The 18,111-nt window shown below is 57.5% G+C and carries 18 protein-coding genes and 4 tRNA genes; 11 read left to right on the top strand and 11 right to left on the bottom strand.

Going from position 1 to position 18,111, the window contains the following annotated elements:
- The first annotated feature begins 58 nt into the window (after positions 1–58).
- Positions 59–1,714, top strand: a complete 1,656-nt coding sequence (locus tag ACZY1I_RS18700) for an acyl-CoA synthetase (protein WP_463755951.1) — start codon at positions 59–61, stop codon at positions 1,712–1,714.
- A gap of 1 nt (position 1,715) precedes the next feature.
- Here ACZY1I_RS18700 and ACZY1I_RS18695 read toward each other — a convergent pair whose 3' ends face one another.
- Positions 1,716–2,378 (bottom strand): cutinase family protein, encoded by a 663-nt coding sequence (locus ACZY1I_RS18695; protein ID WP_463755950.1) that lies wholly within the window; start codon positions 2,376–2,378, stop codon positions 1,716–1,718.
- 135 nt (positions 2,379–2,513) lie between these two features.
- On the opposite strand from ACZY1I_RS18695, the gene ACZY1I_RS18690 reads away from it, so the two are divergent.
- Entirely contained in the window at positions 2,514–3,161 is a 648-nt protein-coding gene (locus tag ACZY1I_RS18690; RefSeq protein ID WP_463755948.1) for a maleylpyruvate isomerase family mycothiol-dependent enzyme, read from the top strand.
- A 60-nt stretch (positions 3,162–3,221) separates the two neighbouring features.
- On the opposite strand, the gene ACZY1I_RS18685 is transcribed toward ACZY1I_RS18690, so the two are convergent.
- From ACZY1I_RS18685 to ACZY1I_RS18670, 4 genes are all read right to left on the bottom strand, one after another.
- On the bottom strand, positions 3,222–4,028 hold the full coding sequence (locus ACZY1I_RS18685; protein ID WP_463755947.1) for a SigB/SigF/SigG family RNA polymerase sigma factor: 807 nt from the start codon (positions 4,026–4,028) through the stop codon (positions 3,222–3,224).
- A 781-nt stretch (positions 4,029–4,809) separates the two neighbouring features.
- A tRNA-Val gene (locus ACZY1I_RS18680) sits at positions 4,810–4,884 on the bottom strand.
- A 12-nt stretch (positions 4,885–4,896) separates the two neighbouring features.
- Positions 4,897–4,970, bottom strand: a tRNA-Cys gene (locus ACZY1I_RS18675).
- Positions 4,971–4,997: 27 nt separating this feature from the next.
- A tRNA-Gly gene (locus tag ACZY1I_RS18670) sits at positions 4,998–5,070 on the bottom strand.
- A 212-nt stretch (positions 5,071–5,282) separates the two neighbouring features.
- Here ACZY1I_RS18670 and ACZY1I_RS18665 point away from each other — a divergent pair.
- The 3 genes from ACZY1I_RS18665 to ACZY1I_RS18655 all read left to right on the top strand — a co-directional run bounded on the left by ACZY1I_RS18665 (position 5,283) and on the right by ACZY1I_RS18655 (position 6,273).
- A tRNA-Val gene (locus ACZY1I_RS18665) sits at positions 5,283–5,354 on the top strand.
- Positions 5,355–5,708: 354 nt separating this feature from the next.
- Positions 5,709–6,104 carry a hypothetical protein gene (locus ACZY1I_RS18660; protein WP_463755946.1) on the top strand — a complete coding sequence of 132 codons (396 nt, stop codon included), beginning with the start codon at positions 5,709–5,711 and terminating at the stop codon, positions 6,102–6,104.
- Positions 6,097–6,273, top strand: a complete 177-nt coding sequence (locus tag ACZY1I_RS18655; protein ID WP_463755945.1) for a helix-turn-helix transcriptional regulator — start codon at positions 6,097–6,099, stop codon at positions 6,271–6,273. Before ACZY1I_RS18660 ends, ACZY1I_RS18655 begins: the two co-directional genes overlap by 8 nt.
- Positions 6,274–6,293: 20 nt before the next feature.
- Here ACZY1I_RS18655 and ACZY1I_RS18650 read toward each other — a convergent pair whose 3' ends face one another.
- Positions 6,294–7,751 (bottom strand): ATP-dependent nuclease, encoded by a 1,458-nt coding sequence (locus tag ACZY1I_RS18650; RefSeq protein WP_463755944.1) that lies wholly within the window; start codon positions 7,749–7,751, stop codon positions 6,294–6,296.
- 327 nt (positions 7,752–8,078) lie between these two features.
- Here ACZY1I_RS18650 and ACZY1I_RS18645 point away from each other — a divergent pair, with 327 nt between their 5' ends.
- Complete coding sequence (locus tag ACZY1I_RS18645; RefSeq protein ID WP_463755943.1) at positions 8,079–8,309, top strand: hypothetical protein; 231 nt, start codon at positions 8,079–8,081, stop codon at positions 8,307–8,309.
- A 739-nt stretch (positions 8,310–9,048) separates the two neighbouring features.
- On the opposite strand, the gene ACZY1I_RS18640 is transcribed toward ACZY1I_RS18645, so the two are convergent.
- Together ACZY1I_RS18640 and ACZY1I_RS18635 are read right to left on the bottom strand one after the other, a co-directional pair.
- Entirely contained in the window at positions 9,049–9,222 is a 174-nt protein-coding gene (locus ACZY1I_RS18640; protein ID WP_463755942.1) for a hypothetical protein, read from the bottom strand.
- A gap of 2 nt (positions 9,223–9,224) precedes the next feature.
- A complete protein-coding gene (locus ACZY1I_RS18635; RefSeq protein WP_463755941.1) occupies positions 9,225–10,376 on the bottom strand; it encodes a hypothetical protein in 1,152 nt (383 codons plus the stop codon).
- Positions 10,377–10,712: 336 nt separating this feature from the next.
- Here ACZY1I_RS18635 and ACZY1I_RS18630 point away from each other — a divergent pair, with 336 nt between their 5' ends.
- From ACZY1I_RS18630 to ACZY1I_RS18610, 5 genes are all read left to right on the top strand, one after another.
- The gene (locus ACZY1I_RS18630; protein WP_463755940.1) at positions 10,713–10,982 is read left to right on the top strand and encodes a hypothetical protein; all 270 of its coding nucleotides are present in this window, start codon (positions 10,713–10,715) and stop codon (positions 10,980–10,982) included.
- Positions 10,979–11,560, top strand: coding sequence for a hypothetical protein (locus ACZY1I_RS18625; protein WP_463755939.1), 582 nt, complete (start codon positions 10,979–10,981; stop codon positions 11,558–11,560). Before ACZY1I_RS18630 ends, ACZY1I_RS18625 begins: the two co-directional genes overlap by 4 nt.
- Positions 11,526–12,470: a bifunctional DNA primase/polymerase gene (locus ACZY1I_RS18620; protein ID WP_463755938.1), complete on the top strand. Its 945-nt coding sequence runs from the start codon at positions 11,526–11,528 to the stop codon at positions 12,468–12,470. The genes ACZY1I_RS18625 and ACZY1I_RS18620 overlap by 35 nt, the downstream gene beginning before the upstream one ends.
- 45 nt (positions 12,471–12,515) lie before the next feature.
- Positions 12,516–13,979, top strand: a complete 1,464-nt coding sequence (locus ACZY1I_RS18615; protein WP_463755937.1) for a hypothetical protein — start codon at positions 12,516–12,518, stop codon at positions 13,977–13,979.
- Positions 13,980–14,279: 300 nt separating this feature from the next.
- Positions 14,280–15,335, top strand: coding sequence for an HGGxSTG domain-containing protein (locus tag ACZY1I_RS18610; RefSeq protein WP_463755936.1), 1,056 nt, complete (start codon positions 14,280–14,282; stop codon positions 15,333–15,335).
- Positions 15,336–15,450: 115 nt separating this feature from the next.
- Here the strand turns inward: ACZY1I_RS18610 and ACZY1I_RS18605 are convergent, their stop codons facing one another.
- The 3 genes from ACZY1I_RS18605 to ACZY1I_RS18595 are packed head-to-tail and all read right to left on the bottom strand — an operon-like array spanning position 15,451 to position 17,649.
- Positions 15,451–16,698, bottom strand: coding sequence for a tyrosine-type recombinase/integrase (locus ACZY1I_RS18605; protein ID WP_463755935.1), 1,248 nt, complete (start codon positions 16,696–16,698; stop codon positions 15,451–15,453).
- A 22-nt stretch (positions 16,699–16,720) separates the two neighbouring features.
- Positions 16,721–17,467 carry a RusA family crossover junction endodeoxyribonuclease gene (locus tag ACZY1I_RS18600; RefSeq protein WP_463755934.1) on the bottom strand — a complete coding sequence of 249 codons (747 nt, stop codon included), beginning with the start codon at positions 17,465–17,467 and terminating at the stop codon, positions 16,721–16,723.
- Positions 17,464–17,649: a hypothetical protein gene (locus ACZY1I_RS18595; protein WP_463755933.1), complete on the bottom strand. Its 186-nt coding sequence runs from the start codon at positions 17,647–17,649 to the stop codon at positions 17,464–17,466. Before ACZY1I_RS18595 ends, ACZY1I_RS18600 begins: the two co-directional genes overlap by 4 nt.
- Positions 17,650–18,111 lie beyond the last annotated feature (462 nt).

Below are 18,111 nucleotides of genomic sequence, written 5' to 3'. Positions count from 1 at the left end.
GTGCGGCGTCACGAGCGACTGCTAGCGTTCTTCGCATACTTCGTGGCGAGGAGGCCCGATGCCCAGTGCATTGACCAGCATTCAGCAGAAGCTGCAGCACATCACCGAGTCGGCGCGTGCCGTTCAGCGGCTCACCGCGAGCGGAATCGTCGACTTCAAAGACCTGAACTCGACGGTGCAGGCCGCCAAGATGTCGCGCGTCTACGGCCCACAGGCCACGATGACGGTGCTGGGTGGCCGTAGGTACGCAAACCTGCCGGCGATCGTCGATGAACGCGGGACGCTGACCTATAGGGAGGTCGACGACCAGTCCTGGGCGTTGGCGCACGGCCTGCGATCCTTCGGCGTCACCGAAGGCTCGGTCGTCGGACTGCTGTGTCGCGACCATCGAGGTCTGGTGATCGCGATGGCCGCGTGCGGCAAGCTCGGCGCCCGTCTGGTGCTGATGAATACCGGTTTCGCCAAACCACAGTTCGCGCAGGTCTGCGAGCGGGAGCACGTCAGCGTGGTGCTGCACGACAGCGAGTTCCTCGGCCTGCTCGACGCGTTGCCCGCCGAATTGCCGCGAGTGCTGATCTGGGTGGACGACGACACCGACCTGCCCGCGGGCACACAAACCCTCGACGACATCGTGGCGGCGAACTCGACGGAGCCGCTACCTCCGCCGAGCAAACCGGGTGGGTCGGTGATCCTGACCAGCGGTACCACCGGGCTGCCCAAGGGCGCCCCGCGCGACTCGGTGTCGCCGTTGGCGACCGCCCAGATCGTCGACCGAATTCCGTTCCCCCGCAAGGGAACCATGGTGATCGTGTCGCCGATTTTCCATAGCACCGGATGGGCCACGTACACCGTGGGTGCCGCACTGGGGAACAAGGTGGTGACCGCCCGGCGGTTCAAGCCGGAGGCCACCTTGAAGCTCATCGCCGATCACAAGGCGGACATGCTGGTCGCGGTGCCGACGATGTTGCACCGGATGGTCGAGCTTGCGCCCGACATCATCGCCAAGTACGACACCTCGTCGTTGAAGGTGATCCTGATAGCCGGGTCGGCGCTGAGTCCCGAGTTGTCCACGCGGGCCCAGGACACCTTCGGTGACGTCCTCTACAACATGTACGGCTCAACCGAATGCGCCATCGCGAGCATCGCCACCCCAGCCGAGTTGCGTGCGGCGCCAGGCACCGCGGGACGGGCCCCCTGCACCTGCGAGGTCGTCCTGTACGACGAGCGCGGTCAGCGCGTCACCGGTGCCAACAATCGCGGCCGGATCTTCGTCCGCAACGGCGCACCGTTCTCCGGCTACACCGACGGTCGTAGCAAGCAGATCATCGACGGCTACATGTCCACCGGCGACATGGGCCATTTCACTGACAAGGGACTGCTGTTCGTCGACGGCCGAGATGACGACATGATCGTCTCCGGCGGCGAGAACGTCTTCCCGCAGGAAGTCGAGAATCTGTTGGAGGAGAGGGCCGACGTCGCCGAGGTGGCGGTGGTAGGGGTTGACGACGTCGAGTTCGGAAAGCGGTTGCGCGCCTTCATTGTTTCCGAGCCGGGTGCCACCCAGAACGGGGCCGAGATCAAGCAGTACGTGAAAGACAATCTCGCTCGCCACAAGGTTCCTCGTGACGTGGTGTTCATCGAAGAACTGCCCCGAAACGCGACCGGCAAGCTGTTGCGCCGAGTACTGGTCGAGATGGACGTAGAAGGGGCCTAGCTCAAAGCTTGCCGGCGACGAAGCCCGCGGCCTGATCCACCAGTCCGGAGTTGATGTACGAGGGCTGAAGATGCGACGGCCAATTCGCGCCTCTCCCGCAGATGGGGTCGCCGTCGGCGCACTGGTCGATCGTCTTTCCGGCGAAGGCGGGTGCCGGGCCGAGCCGTTTGGTGCCGTTGCCGAACAACGCGACCGCCGCAATGTGCTGATCCATGCCCGGCGGCAGCGGGTTGGTGAAACCGAGGGCTGGACGGGTCAAGCCGGTCACCAGGTCAGCCGACGCAGCGCCCAGCGAATAGCCGCCGAGGACCAGGCGGGTCTCCGGGCAACTCGCCGCCATGGATTGAACGTGGGCACTCATGTCGTTGGCGCCGAGGGCGGCGCTCAGGTCGGCGGGATAGTTGACCCCGTACACCCCGATCGACATCCGTGTCTTGCCGCGCAGCGAACTGACTAGGGCGTCCCCGACCGCGCCGACGCCGGGCGGTTCCTCTCGGCCGCGAGCGAAGACTACTTCCGCACCGGGGCAGGCCGCCGTCGCCTTCGGAATCAGCGCGGGAAAAGTGGTCGCCGACGTGGCGACTGTCAGTGCAGCGGCGACCGAGGCGCCGGTTGCCAGGTTGAGTTTGCGGCGCGTGCCTGACTTCATCGCAACAAGCCTCATGACGCGATGTTACGGATTAAACGCGGCAGCGGCTCTACCCGCCTGAATATCGTTCTTTGACAGACGATCTCGGATGCCCAACTTGCCGGGCTGTCGGTTTGGTCGGTCGGGCGAGCATTTGCCTAGGCTGCTGCTGTGACGGTCGTCGCCGATATCGAGAAAGAACGGGCCGCGCTGACGAAGTCGTTAACTGCCGTGGGGCCGTCGGCGCCGACTGCGTGCGGACACTGGACCGCCCTGGATCTGGCGGCCCACCTTGTCTCCGAGGAGCGCTCGGGTGGCGTCGTGGTCTTCCTTGGTCGGTCGTTGGCCATTCGCGGCATTCGGGTGAACGACGCGAAGGGAATCGAGAAGCTCATACTTCGCGAACGGCGGCACGGTTACGGGGAGCTGATCGACCGACTGCGTCGCCGGCCTCCGCGTCTGTTGCTGCGCCCGAGCATCGCCGCGGTGACGTTGTTCGAACTCTGGATGCATCACGACGACCTGGCCGGCCCCAACGGACTCGACCACAACGTTCCGGCGCACCTTAGTGAAGTGATTCCGACGCTACTGCGCTACCAATCCCGACGGTTACCTGCCGGCGTGCACCTCAGGGTCGGGACCTGTCCTGGTGGCCACGAGTGGACATTCGGATATGAACGCGGCACCCAGATAATCGCCCGCGGCTCGGTCGGTGACCTGGTCCGATGGTTGGCCGGGCGAGCACCCCTGACCCGAATCGCTTTGGACGGCCCCGATCATGGGGTGCAAGCGGTGCGGGCATTTCCAGGGCGCGTGTGAGCGCCGCCAGAACGGGGCCCAGCGGGCCGCGTGGTCGATTCGCGGCGTTGCCCGGGACAGCTACGCCACGTGCTGGCGCACAGGGCTCGCTATCGCCTCCGTCGGCTGCTGCGCTTGGTCTCGCACCGTGCTGATGGCGCGGGCCAGAATGCGCGACACGTGCATCTGTGATGCGCCGATCCGCTCTGCAATCTGCGACTGGGTCATGTTGTGGAAGAAGCGCAGCAGCAGTACCGTTCGTTCGCGCTCCGGGAGTGCAGCGATGAGGGGACGCACGGTCTCGACGTCGAGGACTCTGTCGAAGTTCGTGTCGATGCCGCCCATCATCTCCAAAGGCGCTCTTCCGTCGTCGTCGGCCGGGGCAGGCCTATCCGTCGACAAGGTCGTGTACGAGGCGCTGGCAATGAGTGCTTCCACGACTTTCTCCCGCTCCACCCCGAGATGGTTAGCCAGTTCGGTGGCGGTGGGGGCCCGGCCCAGCGAGTGAGACAACTCGGCGGTCCCAGCATTGATGTGGAGGCTGAGGTCTTTGACACTACGGGGGACTTTCAGCGACCAACCGTGGTCGCGGAAGTGGCGGCGCACCTCGCCCATGATCGTCGGTACTGCGAAAGACAAGAAATTCGAGCGGGTTTCGACGTCGTAGCGGTTTACCGCGTTGATCAATCCGACCCGCGCCACCTGTATCAAGTCCTCGAGCGGTTCGCCGCGGTTCTTGAACCGCTGGGCGATGTGATCGGCGAGCGGCATGCAGAATTCGATGATTGCGTCGCGTTGATGTCTGAACTCGCGGGTGTCGCTGGACAATGTTTTGAGGTGCTGAAACAGAGGAACGACCTCTGCATAATCACGACTGCGTCCGGCCATATTTATCCCAATCCGCTTAACTATCGCTTGCGGCTCGGGTCTGAACCTGGTCGTGTTTACCCCCGTCGGGGCCGAGTTCAAACCTTGTCGGAGGCAACTCCCGTCGAATGGGTGCGGCCGACACCGTCTGAGCTGTCGATAGTTGGGTAAGCCACCGACAGGTGTTATGGCGGTCCGGACGGTCATATCGCTTAGCTCTCGGCAGTACAGAAATCTGCTGCCGGGGGCGTCACTGAATCTAGCTAGAGACCCGGCCCACCTGGCTTGCCCCGGTTCATCTCGGCGAGAGCTGCGTCGGCAGCCGCGACGTCCTCGTCCACTTCGGGTCGACGTAGTACCGGATGTCATCAAGTGTGAAGCTGAGCTCGCGCGCCGGCCGCCTTGCTAACCGTAGATCTTGCACGTAAATCCATCGGTTGGTGACTACGAAGATCCGCATCTTGGCTGACCTGTAGTCATAGGTTCGGTAGAACCCACCCTGAAGACCGCTTGGACTACCTCGCCCGGGCCGAGATCGACGCTCTCGGCGAACCTGCGGCGTTGCTTGTCAGGGCTTGCGTTCCCCAGCAGGAATATCGTCCCGAAGAATAGGGCGAGTGCTGCCAAGGTCATGACCAGCAGCAGTATCCGGTCGTGAGACACCCAACCGAATCTATACACCAAGTATGTGAATGGCTGTGATCACCAGCAGCTCTCGCTGCAGACCGTGAACACTGGCGGTGTTCACTTGCCGGCTGCCGGCGAGGGCTCGGTACAAGCCGGGCCTAAGCTGCGCGAATCTTGGTGCGCGATACTGGGATTGAACCAGTGACCTCTTCCGTGTCAGGGAAGCGCTCTCCCGCTGAGCTAATCGCGCTGGGAGATCATCTGGAGGTGGAGACGGGAATCGAACCCGTGTGCACGGCTTTGCAGGCCGTTGCCTCACCACTCGGCCACTCCACCGCTGGGATTGATGCCTTCGCACCTTCGAGCGGATGACGGGATTCGAACCCGCGACCCCAACCTTGGCAAGGTTGTGCGCTACCAACTGCGCTACATCCGCGCGCTCCGTGCGAGATCGTCGCCCGGTGCGAAGCACGACATTAGCCCAGTGGGCGGGCCCACACAAATTCCTAGGTAGAAGCCGTGTCGCGGCCCTCCGATTGGCCCCGGGTGGCCCGCCCCGGCGAGTTGCGCGGTCGCGTTGCGCGCACCTGGCCCCGCAGGGCGGCATCGGCGCCGTGTTAGTCTTCGACGTCGTTCGCCTCGCGCGCCGGTCCCGTGGCTCAGTGGAAGAGCGTCCGCTTCACACGCGGAAGGTCGCTGGTTCGATCCCAGCCGGGACCACAACATGTTTTCGCAGGTCAAACGCGGTATCTAGTCAGTCTAATAGCAGCTTTGGGCTATCCGTGGGCTATGAGTTGCTCCGAGCGCCTGTTTGCCAGCACCATCGCACCGGCACCTGCCTCGCGGCGTTTCTACCCAACCATTGCAGGTCAGCGGGTAGTCGGTAGGTACCAATGCGGGTAAGTTGATAGACGGCCTAGCCCGCCGATTGCGCCCAAGCTGCGCGCGACGTTCGCAACCGAGCAACTGATTTCGGGAGAACCTCGCAAAAAGCTCTAGAACGCTGGTAAGTCACCACGTGCCGTCAAAGCGTTGGCTACTCCACTACGCCACGCTTTGAAAGGTAACCCTTGAATGTCTGTTCTCGATTTTCCTCGCGGTGCTCCGCGCGGCCCACTGCCGTACCGACCCAAGCCGACCGACCGCCAGAAAGTGATTTCTGAGCGTCTAGCCGAGAAGGTGAAAGAAGAAACCGGCCTAGTCGTTGACCCTGAAACCGCACGTGCTGTCCGCTGGACAGTCCTGCGATGGTCTGAGCGCGCAATGTTCGACAGCGCGAGAGAGCTTGAACGACTGACTTTGCTTGCTCAGTGTGCCCGCAGGCGGGACTACGCGCTCAAGCTGCTGCGCGAAGTAGAAGAGGAACTGGCGGAAATCCTCGGCCCTGAAGACTTCGAAGACGACGACGACGAATTTGAAAACGACGAATCTGCTGCCGCGCCGGTAAGGGTGGTTGTCTACCGTGCCTGAGAAACGCTATCTATCGACTCTTGAAGCGGCGAAATACATTGGGGTGTCCAAGAATACGCTTCGTAAGTACGTGGCCAAAGGTCTTGTGCCAGCGCACAAGTTTGGGGAACGTCTGCTGAAATTTGATCCTACTGAACTAGACGATGCAGTGAAGGCGTTGGCTCGGTAGAGCAGCAAGCGGAAGGCCAGTCACAATTCCAGCGTTTGCACTGTCTTCGCTCCCAGATACGTCCTGAGCGAGTTCGGCCCATTCGACTGGCTTTCCGCAACGCCGGTTGCAAGCTTGGCAATTGCTTGCCCAACCAAGACTTCCCACGGTTTTTCCGAAGCTAATATCTGCCCGACCAGCAACATGCGAATCTGTTTCAAGTCAGAGTCTTTTCGCTTGAACCCATCGTCCATGAAGGATGCCATCACCTGATATTTGTCGTGTATTTTGTTGCTGTCTGTCACACACCATGCGCCTATGCGTGCCTGAACTTCGCTCCATTCCACTCCTATTGCAGACAGAGCATCATCTGAAAGCAAAAGGTTTTCAGCTGCGCGGCAGGCCAAGCGTAGTCGAATTACGTGCGGGGAGTCATTCAGGGATTCTTCAACGCCGTCGCCGTCGCGAAGGGAAAATGCTATTCCGCCATCGTATACCGCCGATACAATCTCTTCTAATTTGTCCTCGTAAGCCTGCATGCTGCCTTTACCGCCGCAACTTATGGGCGTAAGGTCTAATTTTCCGTTGGATGATCTCACGGCTTGTTGCCAGATTCTTACGTCGTCATCGCCCTCTAACAGCAATGTTCGCGAGTCATTAAATACTTGAGTTAAAGGATGCGCACCGAAGACAGGCAAAAGTTTTTTGTAAGTATCGTCAATTGGCGTAAAGTGAAGAGATTTAATGCCCGGCCGCATAAAGCACACCTGCGTCGAGGGATATTGAGACAATTCCCCTAGAATTGGCGTGCTATGCGTTGCAATTACCAGATCGAAATGGTGCTTGTTAACAAGATTCATCAAGAATCTAATCAACTTCGCTTGTAGATCAGGATGCAAATGAACATCAGGCTCGTCCAGGCAAAGCAAACCCCGGTTTCCGGCGTTCGTATCAAGCGCAAAAACCAGGGTCTCGATCGCTAGCGCTATTAGTTCCGACTCTCCACTACTGATCTTATCTGCCGGTATTGGAGCGGAGGATTTACGGTCGTAAATCCCAAAGGTCGCCCCATCATCCCGTATTTCAACGTTATCCAGCAGATTATTGATGTCCTCTTTGTAGTCAGCAAAATATGGCGGCAGCTCTTCGCCTGCCTTGTGCGCCGCCTGAAATCTCCGCGACACAGCCGTTTCAAGTTGCCGATAAAGTGCCATTGTCTGCATCTTAAACTGATTAAATTGATTATTTACGCGGGTGTTCGGAAGCCAGCTGATGTTCCTAGAAATATTTTGCTCAACCTGCGGATCGTAACTTAATTGCCCGGCTCGCTCGGGAATGATATACCTCGAAGTTTGCCAGATCGAACTCTGAACTATATTTGGCGACATCGCTCTTAATAGTGTACTTTTCCCACAACCATTCTTACCAAGTAACACATTTACTCGACCTAAGCCCGAGATCGAATATTCCGCAAATGGGATTGTTTGTTCGATGGTCATAGTTGCGATTGTAAGTACCAAACCACCTAGCGGCCTGCAAGCCCCTCTGATTTGGATAACCCGCGCTTCAATCCTGGTCAACCGATGCCTTCTTGCCTCGCATATCGAACACCCGTTCGACCGACTCGCTGTCGATTGCTCGTCACCCGACGTGCCGACACCGATTCCCGGGGCTGAGCGGCCCGCTGGCAGACGTTGGCAATCCGCCGGAGTGACTCTGCCGCCACGGCTCATCAGGTGCTCAGCGTCGACTCATAGCTTTCATTTTACCGATTGCTCCGATTGAATCTGGCCGATTAGTCAACGCACATCGGTAAAATGAAAGCTATGAGCAGGAACCGCCGGATGACTCATGCTGAGATCGAAGCAGAGTTTGAGAAGTACTTGTTTCTTGCGGAGTTTGAAGGTTTTCAGGGCATGACAAGCTGCAATGGCTTGCAACCGCATGTCTGGGCCGCGATCCACGCCGTTGGAGGAGAGTATCCGAACGCACAGCCTGAAACCGTCGTAGAAGCAAGACTAGTTTTCTACGGCTACATGGAATGGTTGAAGTCTTAAGCTGCACATCACACCGGCACCTGCCTGGCGGTACAACACTTTTGCCCGCCTAGTTCGTCGTCTTGTGCGCCAACGCTGTCGATCGGTTTGCCATTGCCGCTGTCGTCTGTGTTCGGCATACAGCTTGCGTGCAATAACGGTGATGTTCGGCCAATGGCGCTCTAATTCATCCGACCAAAGCTGTTCGATGGCAGGCAGTTTCGGCGCATCCAAATAGACTTCGTAGTCCGATGTGTTCTTTCGCAGCACTGCATCCAAGTAGGTTGAAAAGCCGTTGCCGTGTTCGTCGGTGGTAAGTTCCAACGGCAACGCACTGCGGCCCACGGTCCCGCATAGGCGATGAAACCGTCTGCTTCCGTGAGTGGTCGCGGCTCTGGTTGCTCGGGTATCGCTGCAATCTGCACACCGTTGCGGAAGAGCTTCGGCGCTTTGCCGTTAGGGCGCGGCAGACTAAAGGTAGTCAAACCAGGGTCCAGCGTTACTGAATGCACGGTGGCACCGCGCAAACGTGCGGCTACAGCGTGACCTGCTTCATGAAACGCCGTAACTTGGTCGGTCAGCATGTCAGGCAAGTTCAATCATGTAGCGAAGCGCTTGCAATTCCGTGGAGCACCGTGCGGTTCTTTCTAGCTCCCGGTGGGTCTCGTCTAGTCGGTGCTGGTGGGTGCCCTTGCAGTACGGGCACCTGACACCAACGCGGAAGACGCCGCCGTCATCGCTGACCGACTCAACGGGTGCGCTAACAGCTACGCCCGACACCGATGATCCGTTCCGGTTGTGGAGTCTTGCCGGTGTAGTCATGGGGGTAGCCCTCTGGCAAGCCGAATTCAGATGAGTCATCGTCTGCGGCGAGGATTTCAGCCTGACCGATTGGCGGTAGCTCGTAGCCGATGCCGGTTGGTTGGTTACACATGGCTACTTCGGAATGTTCGGAACGTCGTAGTTTCCCGATGCCTTGATCTGCATCACTGCGGCTTGGCCGCGACGACGAACGCCTACCCCGAAACTGCGCTGAAAGAAGGCATCTTGGAGCGGGTAGCCGGGAACATTGCCAGGTATCGTGCGCAGGCCACGGTAGGCCGCTTGAACGTGCTCGCGGAAACCGATGCAGTTGTTAGGGCTGTTCTTACCGTAGGTCGAAACCACTGCGAGGTAACCCTCTGGAATGTAGTCGCTCCAAATGATCCACAGCGGCCCGTAGCTGCCCTGAACCTTCAGGCCGTTGAATTCAGCCGGTGCAACCTTCCCAACAAGGTTTTCGGGCATGAGATACGCCGGTGCGCCAGCGCTCGGAATGTAGTCATGATGGGCGATCTGTTCGTTTTGATTCTCGACACCTGCTTTGAAGGTCGAAATGACCTCTCCCTCATCAGGATTGCAGAACAAGAGCAACTGTGCGCCAGGTTCATTGAAGCCGTGCTGGGTAACGTGTCTCAATAAATCTTCGACATCACCTGAGTCAACGACCGTGCTCGCCGAGACCAGGTAGTGACTGTGAGGTGCCGTAAAACCCTTGCCGAGATAATCGGGCGGAGCAATCGAATCTCCGTTGTAGAGCGGATAGACCGTGTGCGCCCATTCATTTTGCGTCGAGGTGTTGTCAAAGAGCCTTTGCAAGATGGTCCCGTTGACCAACCGATTGTCGGCTTCTAGCGCGTAGTTGGCTTGTGCACGGATTTGCTCAGCTGTAGCGCTGCGCAGGAATTTCCAGGTGAAGCGAGTCGATTTGTCGTAGTCCTCGAACGTGTAGCCAAGTAGCAGGTGTTCGCTTGGGGCGCGCAGACTTTCAGGCTCTCCGTACTCAGTCGCAATCTCGAAGCTATCCGAGCTAGCGGATTGCGGAATGGCGTCAGCGCTGTTGGTCGTTGCAAAACTCAACAGCGACGTGATCGCAGAACGCTCTTTATTCCAAACGTCGATAGCCTGTCGCACCTGGTCCCAGATGACATTCAAATCCACACCATCAGCCGAGACGGACACCAGAGCGTCACCTTCGGTCGCATAACCGCCGTCGAACCCAAATGGAAGCAGCGGCCAAAGTTGCCGATTCAATGAGAGACGATCCATCGCAAGCATCTTAATCCCTTCACCTAAGTCTATGGAACCGTCTAGTCCCTGCGGAATTCGGAAAGGTAAGTAAACGACTCCGCAGGTGACGGCGGCTCTGTCGCTTTCGCGTCGGCCTGAGAGGGTACTTACTGGGTCGCGAAAGTCACCCATGCTCCTATTTAGATTATTGCGCGTACGTGCTGGTCAGGCAAGCGTTATCGGGATATTGCCAGGTCAGAGGGTGTGCCGAATGTGCTTGACGCGCAATGCATTTGGGTTTAGCATCGGGTTTGCGACAGTTTGTCACCCGCTCATTCTGAGCAACTCCAATGAAATTGAAGGGTCTCTTATTCAATGTCTAAAACACTGAGCAAGCCTGACTTTTCAGAGTATTCAATCTGGAAAGTTCATGTTGGCCGAAAGGCTGCAATCGATCGGATCAAAGAGCTAACCGGTGAAATGGTTTCCATGAACGAAATCACGCTTGCAGTCTGGCCGGGCAAGGGTCAGAAATCAGAGATTGACCACAGCCACAAGGGCAAGGGCCGCGCGGTGACGTTCTCTGATCGCGGATTGATCGAGTGGCGTTGGCTAGTCAACAACGGCGACAAGGCCAGCGCATGACATCTGACGCTGAAAGCTATGACCCCTTCGCCGGATACGATAAGTATCGCGAGATTCATCAGCGGGTCAACCAAAACCACTCACAAGCGGGCCTTCCCGCCGTACTCGACTGGTCAGAAATTGACCAGATGACCAAAGGGATTCTGCACAGCGATTTTACGCAGACTCAAGACCCCGATCAGCGCCGTCTTGCTGCGCTCACAGTCGAGACCTACCTACGCGATGGCGAAAAGATCGATGGGCCATGCGTTTTGCTGGGTTTTGATCCGCGCGTACCGTTCCCGCTGTCAGAGCTGGACAGCCTTGTTAATCGCTACCTTTCGGAGCGCTACCGGGTCTGCGATGTCGCGGTGAGCACCGAGTGCCAGCCTGACAATGCGACTGAGCTGCTCAGAGTCGGCTATGGCGAATACCTCTGCCTCTATAAGTGCTGCCAGACGTGCCGCTATTGGTTTAGCGATCCTGACCGCTGCGACACCCAAGACGGCGTTTTCCCCTACCGGCACCCCTTTGACGACAACGACCGGCACCCGGCATCGTCCGATGACCACAGAGACGACGATGGTCAACCTACCTAACGTCAACGGGCTGAGCGTTCCGCGAGCTGCACTGGCCTACGTGGATGCCGGAATACCGGTAGCGCCGTTCGATCCCTCCAAAGGCAACCACAAACAGTGCGGCAACTTGGTTGGCGGTGATCCAGCTTGGTATGACCGCGTAACTACCGATAAGGCGCAGCTTCGGGCGTGGCGGCAACGGTTCGGCAGGTTTGACGCCCTTGCCACTTCACCCGGTGCTGTTGGTTGCGTCGTGATTGATCTGGACCACCCGGACCTGTGGCCGGCCAACTGGCACCACTACCTCAAAGCTCAATCGGTGCCGTTCGTATGCACGCGGTCTAGCGAGCACAAGCGCAAAGGGCATTATTGGTTTGCCCTACCCCCCACGGCACCTGCCTTGACGAACCGCTCTGATTTCGAGTGGGGAGAGCTGCGCTGCGTTCGTGGTGGCATCGTCTTGCCGCCATATACCAATCGCGATACCGGAGATGTGCGAACCGTTGTGCGCTCTGGGCTACCACCTGTGTTGCCGGATGAACTGTACGAAGCGTTCAAGGCAGGTGCCGGTGGGGGTAGGTCAGATATCAGCCTTGAGGATTTTTGCGCCACATACGCTAGCGCTGACCCGAAACGGCGCAAGAAGCTCGATGGCTTAAAGACTTACCACTCTCGCAGTACCAAAGAGCCGCACAACGCGATGCGTGACGTTCTACAGATGGGGCTGGAAGAAGCCCGACTTGGCTACGTACCGGCAAAAGCTGTGATCGCGACCTGCCGCGAGCTATGGCCCAAAGGTCGCTCAGTGCGCGATTTTCAACGGCTCTGTACCGATGTCGCCAGGTACGTCGAAACGTTAGACCTTGACCCAATCAAGCTCAGAAGTGATCGCGCGAAAGGCTCTGACTCGCGTCGCTATTCGTCACTTTGACACAAATTGATCCGCACAAAGGGCGTTGAAGCCTAGTTGCAAACAATGAAAAGCCCGCAGCGTTCGACTGGTAATCATCGCTACGGGCTGATCAAAAGGGATGACATGAGCTTAGGCGACCCGTCGACATGGGTCAAGTCAAATACGAACGGGCACAACGGAAATCAGGTATCGGTCGAGTGGCCGAATGATGATTGTTCCGGTGACGGCGACGAGTGGTTCTGGAAATCTTCAAAGATTTTGAGTGATCTGCGACAATTCGCGCAATCGCGTTGGGTACCACCCTATTCGATGCTCGGTTGTGTGCTCGCCAGAGTCGCCACAACGATTCCGCCCGAAGTCGTCTTGCCGCCGTTGCGTGTCGGCTATGCCAGTTTGAACTACTTCGTTGCCCTTGTCGGTTCCAGCGGCGCAACCAAGAGCGGTTCTATCGTGGCCGCCCGCGATTGGCTAATCACTGACCCCGATGTCCCAACGTCCAAACCCGCCAGCGCCGAGGGCGTGGCGAAGTTGTACGCCTACGTCACCAAACCCAAAAGTGGCGCGGGTTACCAGGTCGGCAAGGCGTGGACGGCTCTTGCTGTCATCCCCGAAGTTGAATCACTGACCGTCGCATCTAGCCGGTTAGGCAACGGCGTTATGGCCGAGCTGCGCGGAGCGTGGAGTGGCGAACGGTTAGGTTTTGACTACGCCACCGAAGACAAGCGCATTGTGATCCGCGATCACCGCTACCGCCTGGCGATGATTCTCGGTGTCCAAACAACCGCAGCGGAGACCCTGTTCAAAGGCTCTGAAGTAGGCACACCGCAGCGGTTTCTGTGGATGCCCGCCTATGACCACGAACCACCAGAACACGAACCTAGGCCGTCGCCACGGCTGGACCTGCCGTCCTGGTCAGTAGGTGATACCAAGACCGATCTCGCCCGCGCGAACCTGTTGCATCTTTCACCCGACCCCGGGAGCTTCCACGTTCTGCGCGTTCCTGAATCAGCGCGTAAAGCAGTGCGTCTAGAAGCAAGGGCCGCGCTCATGCGCGGTTTGACCGACGACAACGAAAACGGACACAGGTTGCTCTTGCAGCTCAAAACCGCCGCGCTGATGATGGCGCTCCACGGACGGCTTGACGAAATCACCGAAAATGATTGGAAGCTGGCCGATCACGTCGTCACGGTCAGCGATGGTCTGCGTTCCGAAACGCAACGAATCATTGCCCGCACCAAAAAGACTCGCAGCACAGTTGCCGCTGAGGTCAAAGGTGCGCTGGCCGACGTTGCCGAATCCAAGCGAGAAGAATTAGCGGTGTCGCGGGTCGCGAATAACATCATCAAGCAGCTTGGCAAATCTGGTAAATCGTTGTCGCGCAGCGAATTACGGAAATCGTGCATCTCTAGCCGCGATAGACCGTATTTCGATCCAGCGCTGTCAAAACTGATCAACGATCAGACGGTGAGAATGGAGACCTCAACGAATACGAAAGGCCAGAAAGGAGAGGTGATTTGGTTGCTGTAGCAAACCCGGTGGGGAGCTGTAGCGTTCGCCAGGGCAAAGGGGTGGACAGGGTGGACACCGTGGACAGGGTGGACACGAACACGTTTTCGACTGAAATCCGTATCTGCGTTTGACCAGGAAAAATGTAACTAGACCTGTATCGCATACCGGCAGCATGCGGGAATTTGCGCGGGCAGTGTCCACCGTATCCACCCTGTCCACCCTGACCGCGTTTGCACGAACGCCGCTCAGTGATTTCAGCAAACAAAAATCCGCATTTTCGGCGGAATTGACAGTAGAAATGAATCGAAAGGTGTTGAAATGCCGCGAAAGATGACCGATGCCGAGAAGGTGTCACGTAAGAGGGCTAGGTGGTTGGCGGAGCTTAAAGCAACGCTGAACAACGATGAGCTGAATGAAGGCACATTGCGAGAGATGGGCTTGAATGCGACGGATATCGCACAAGTATTGGGTTTGACTGATTCGCGGCCTGATTGCGCGCCAAGCGATGATGGAAGCGGAATTTTAGATGTTGAAGTGATATCAGTTGAAAACGATAGCGGCGATCACCCCTCGGGCAATAGACCTATGGAAGCGGCGGCAGCCCACCTACCAGCAGTTATTCAAGCCAAGCACTACGAACCGAACGGCACCAAAGAAGCTCAGTGGTCGAAATCCTCTGTGCCGGAGCGCCGTTGCAAAGCGCACAAAAAAGACGGTTCACAATGCCTGAATGCTGCGATCAAAGGCGGCACGGTTTGCCGATACCACGGCGGCGCAAGCAAATTCGTGCGTCAAGCTGCGCGAGCACGTCTGGACAATGCAGCCGACCTCATGGCAAAAGAACTGCTGGGGATTGCGATCAACGGTGAATCCGAGTCCAACCGCCTATCTGCCATCAAAGATGCCCTGGACCGTAGCGGCTTGAAAGCACCGAACGAAGTTGTGGTGTCTGCCGGCGCATCATCGGGCTTTGATGAAATTTTTGAAGACATCACTTCTGGCAGCAGAGCGGAGAGCCGCGCGGCCAGAGGCCTAGAACCTGACCCGATGGATTTTCTCAACGTAGAGCATGATGTTTCACACCCCGCACCTGCCTCAACCACAAATCAATCGAATGATGTTGACTACCAACATGATTCAAGATCGCAGAATGAATCCGGCAATCAATTCAATGAAACGCATTGCGGCGGCGCAGCGGCTCCGCTGGCCGATGAGACCCCACCCGCTAGGCCATCACCCCGGCGACGTGCCGATAGGCCGCGACATGACCGCTCAGGGCCGCATATCACCGGCGTTGACGCTATCGTGACAGCCAACGTCACCAACGCGCGCACAGGTGCCCTGCGAGCGCTGCCACCTGGCCGGTCAGGATAGGACATTGACCTGCATGGATAGCCGATGGATAGCCCAAACAGACGGGCCGGGCAGGGTATCACGGCTTTGACCTGCATGGATAGGCTAGTACCCGGCTGGTTTTGATCCAGCCGGACTACGAAACCTGCTGTGTTTCAATGGCTTTGACCATTTGCGCGTCTGTTGAATCCTCGGGTAGTTCGGGCACGTTTGCAAGAGCCGACAACGCAGCGGCGATTTCGACGGCACGGCCTGAAACCTGGCCCTGATAGCGCAGAGATGCCGTAGACGTGCTGTGGCCTAGTCGGGCCATCGTTTCGGGCAGGTTGGCTACGCGGGCCGTTTGGTGGCCTGCGAAGTGGCGCATGTCGTGAAGCCGCATACCTGACACGTCGGCACTTGTGCAGGCCAAGCGGAAGGCATCACGAATCACGCGGTCTGCTACGTGGCAACCCTTGCGAACGGGAACGAACAACCGGCCATCCCTGCCAGGTTCGGCGAACTTGTCTAGGTGCGATTGAATGTCGGCGCGGAAGTGCTCAGGCACGATGACCGTGCGGCCCTTGTGTGACTTTGGAGTGCTGACGATGCATCGGTTCAATTTGGAATCAGCATCAGTAGTAGACCGATGGGTGACACCGCGCGAGACTGTGATGACTTCGCAGCCGTCGCTAATATCCTTGCGCCGCAGTTCAATCACTTCGCCAAAGCGCAAGCCGCACCATGCCGAAATGAGTACGTACGCTTTGAATTTCGGCTCTATCTTCTCCGCGATCACTTGCAACTGCCCAATCGTAGGCACGACAGCTTCGCGAGTAGTTTTGACCGACGTTGCGCCTTCAATCATGCAAGGGTTTTTGTCTAGTAAGTCATCTGCGACAGCGGTTTTGCAGATCGCGTGGAGCAATTGGTAGGCATGTGAACGGTACGTTGGCTTGTCCCGCAAAGTTGTTGCGTACCAATTGCGCACAGTGGCCGCGTTCAACTGTCGAACCAACACGTTGCCCAGCTTGGGCGTGATGTGCTTGTCCAATAGCGTCTGATACTGGATCGCAGTACGCGGCTTTAGGTTCCGCTGTTCAATCCATTGTTTTCCGTAATCGGCCAGTGTCTTGTCCGTTTCGAAGATTGCCGCGATGGCAAGTTCACGTTGCTTTGGCCCCACCCAATCCAATCGTGTTGTCTTGCCGGTGCGTACTTTAACCTTCGCTTGTTCGATCTCACGCCGTTCGGTCGCTAACCATTCCTCAGCATCCATCTTGCGCTCGAACGTCTCGGGTGCAAAATGACGCGCATTATCTGGTCCTACGTAGGACGCTTGGAAGCGTCCACTGGTCCGCTTACGTATCCAGCCCCACCCGCGATGATTCTTGGTGCCGCTCATCGATATCTCCCCAAAAATTCTGCTACTGCGGTAGCGTGATAATTCCCGACAGGATTTTTGGATCCGTCGGATCATCATAAATCACATCGGTATCCCAAGGGTGAACTGCACGTGCGCCGATTAGGTAGTATCCAATTGATCCGCCATATTCAAAGCGACGCGCCGTCAGGCACTGGACTTGCTTGTCATTATTGTAAAGCACACCTTGAAGTGCATCTAATAAGCCTTTGGCGAGATTATCCGTATCCTTCGGGTAGTTGGGAGTGTGTGGTAGTACCGCTGCAACACTCATGCATATCGGCGACTCGCCCCACGGTTTGTATCGTTGCGTTTTTTGCAACTGCTCGCGAATTGCTTCAACAATAACTTTGTTGCGATTTCCGACCGACTGAGCGGACCACGGTGGAACTTTGATAGGCATATTTAGAATCATTGGAAATGTGCCGTCGTCACGCACAATGGGTTCACATGCGTTGCATAAGACTTGAGTTAGTTTGCGGACTTTGGAAGTTATGTCGTTTGAAACAGGCACAGCGAAGCGCGGGCGTTTGCCAAGTAGCGTTAAAGGCGGCTGACCGTTAATGCATTCCTGTTTGACCCACTGGTGTACATTATGACGCTGCTCTGCGGTGGGTGAATCTCCGATAGTTTCGCCGGTCGCGGCTTCATAGTGCTTCCAGACTGTGCTCAGCCGCGTTTTTGGGTCTGCGTCGTCAGGCAGGCTTTGAAGAGCCTGGTCCAAGGCGTGCGGTAGGTGCCAAGTCGTCATTTACCGAGCCCGCCAAATTCGTGCCTGCCGATGCAGTGCTTACACAGGTAGGTTCGTTGCAGAATCTTGCCGGGCAGCGTGTTGTCCTTCGCGCTACGGCCAGTGCCGACCCGAATCTGCCAGAACAAGTCATCAGGGTCGATCTTCTGCCCGCAATCGTCACAAGCATTCTTCCAAGACATTTGTATCTCTCCGATTCAATCCAGTCAGGAAAACTTCTGGCCTGCGTGTTTGCTGAGCCGGGCTATCCGTGGGCTATCCCTAGTAGCATACCGTTGAATCGCGCTGGTACGCGATGGTTCATGCTAAGACTTCAAATACGCTGTGGCACAACAATATCCGCAGATCATTGCGCATTTTGCGTCCGCGCGTTAGGCTAATTCGATCCCAGCCGGGACCACAACCCAGTCTCAGTTCAATGAATTCGGCGCGGAGCGCCAACGTCCGGTCTAGGGACCACAGTCGCAACTGCGAACTGCGGCTGCTGCGTGGACCGCGCCGATCACTTCGGCGCATCCGAATACGACTCTCGCCATGACGAAAACACATCCGGCTGCGTCGGCGGGCACGTTAAAATCAGCCGCACAGAAAGTTCTGATTAAAGTCATATTTGAATTCAAATCGGGGGCTTCGCGTGGCATATC

It is taken from the genome of Mycobacterium sp. IDUB_37, from assembly GCF_055419245.1.
The sequence above is the reverse complement of the archived record's forward strand: the minus strand, read 5'-3'. Positions and strand labels throughout refer to the sequence as shown.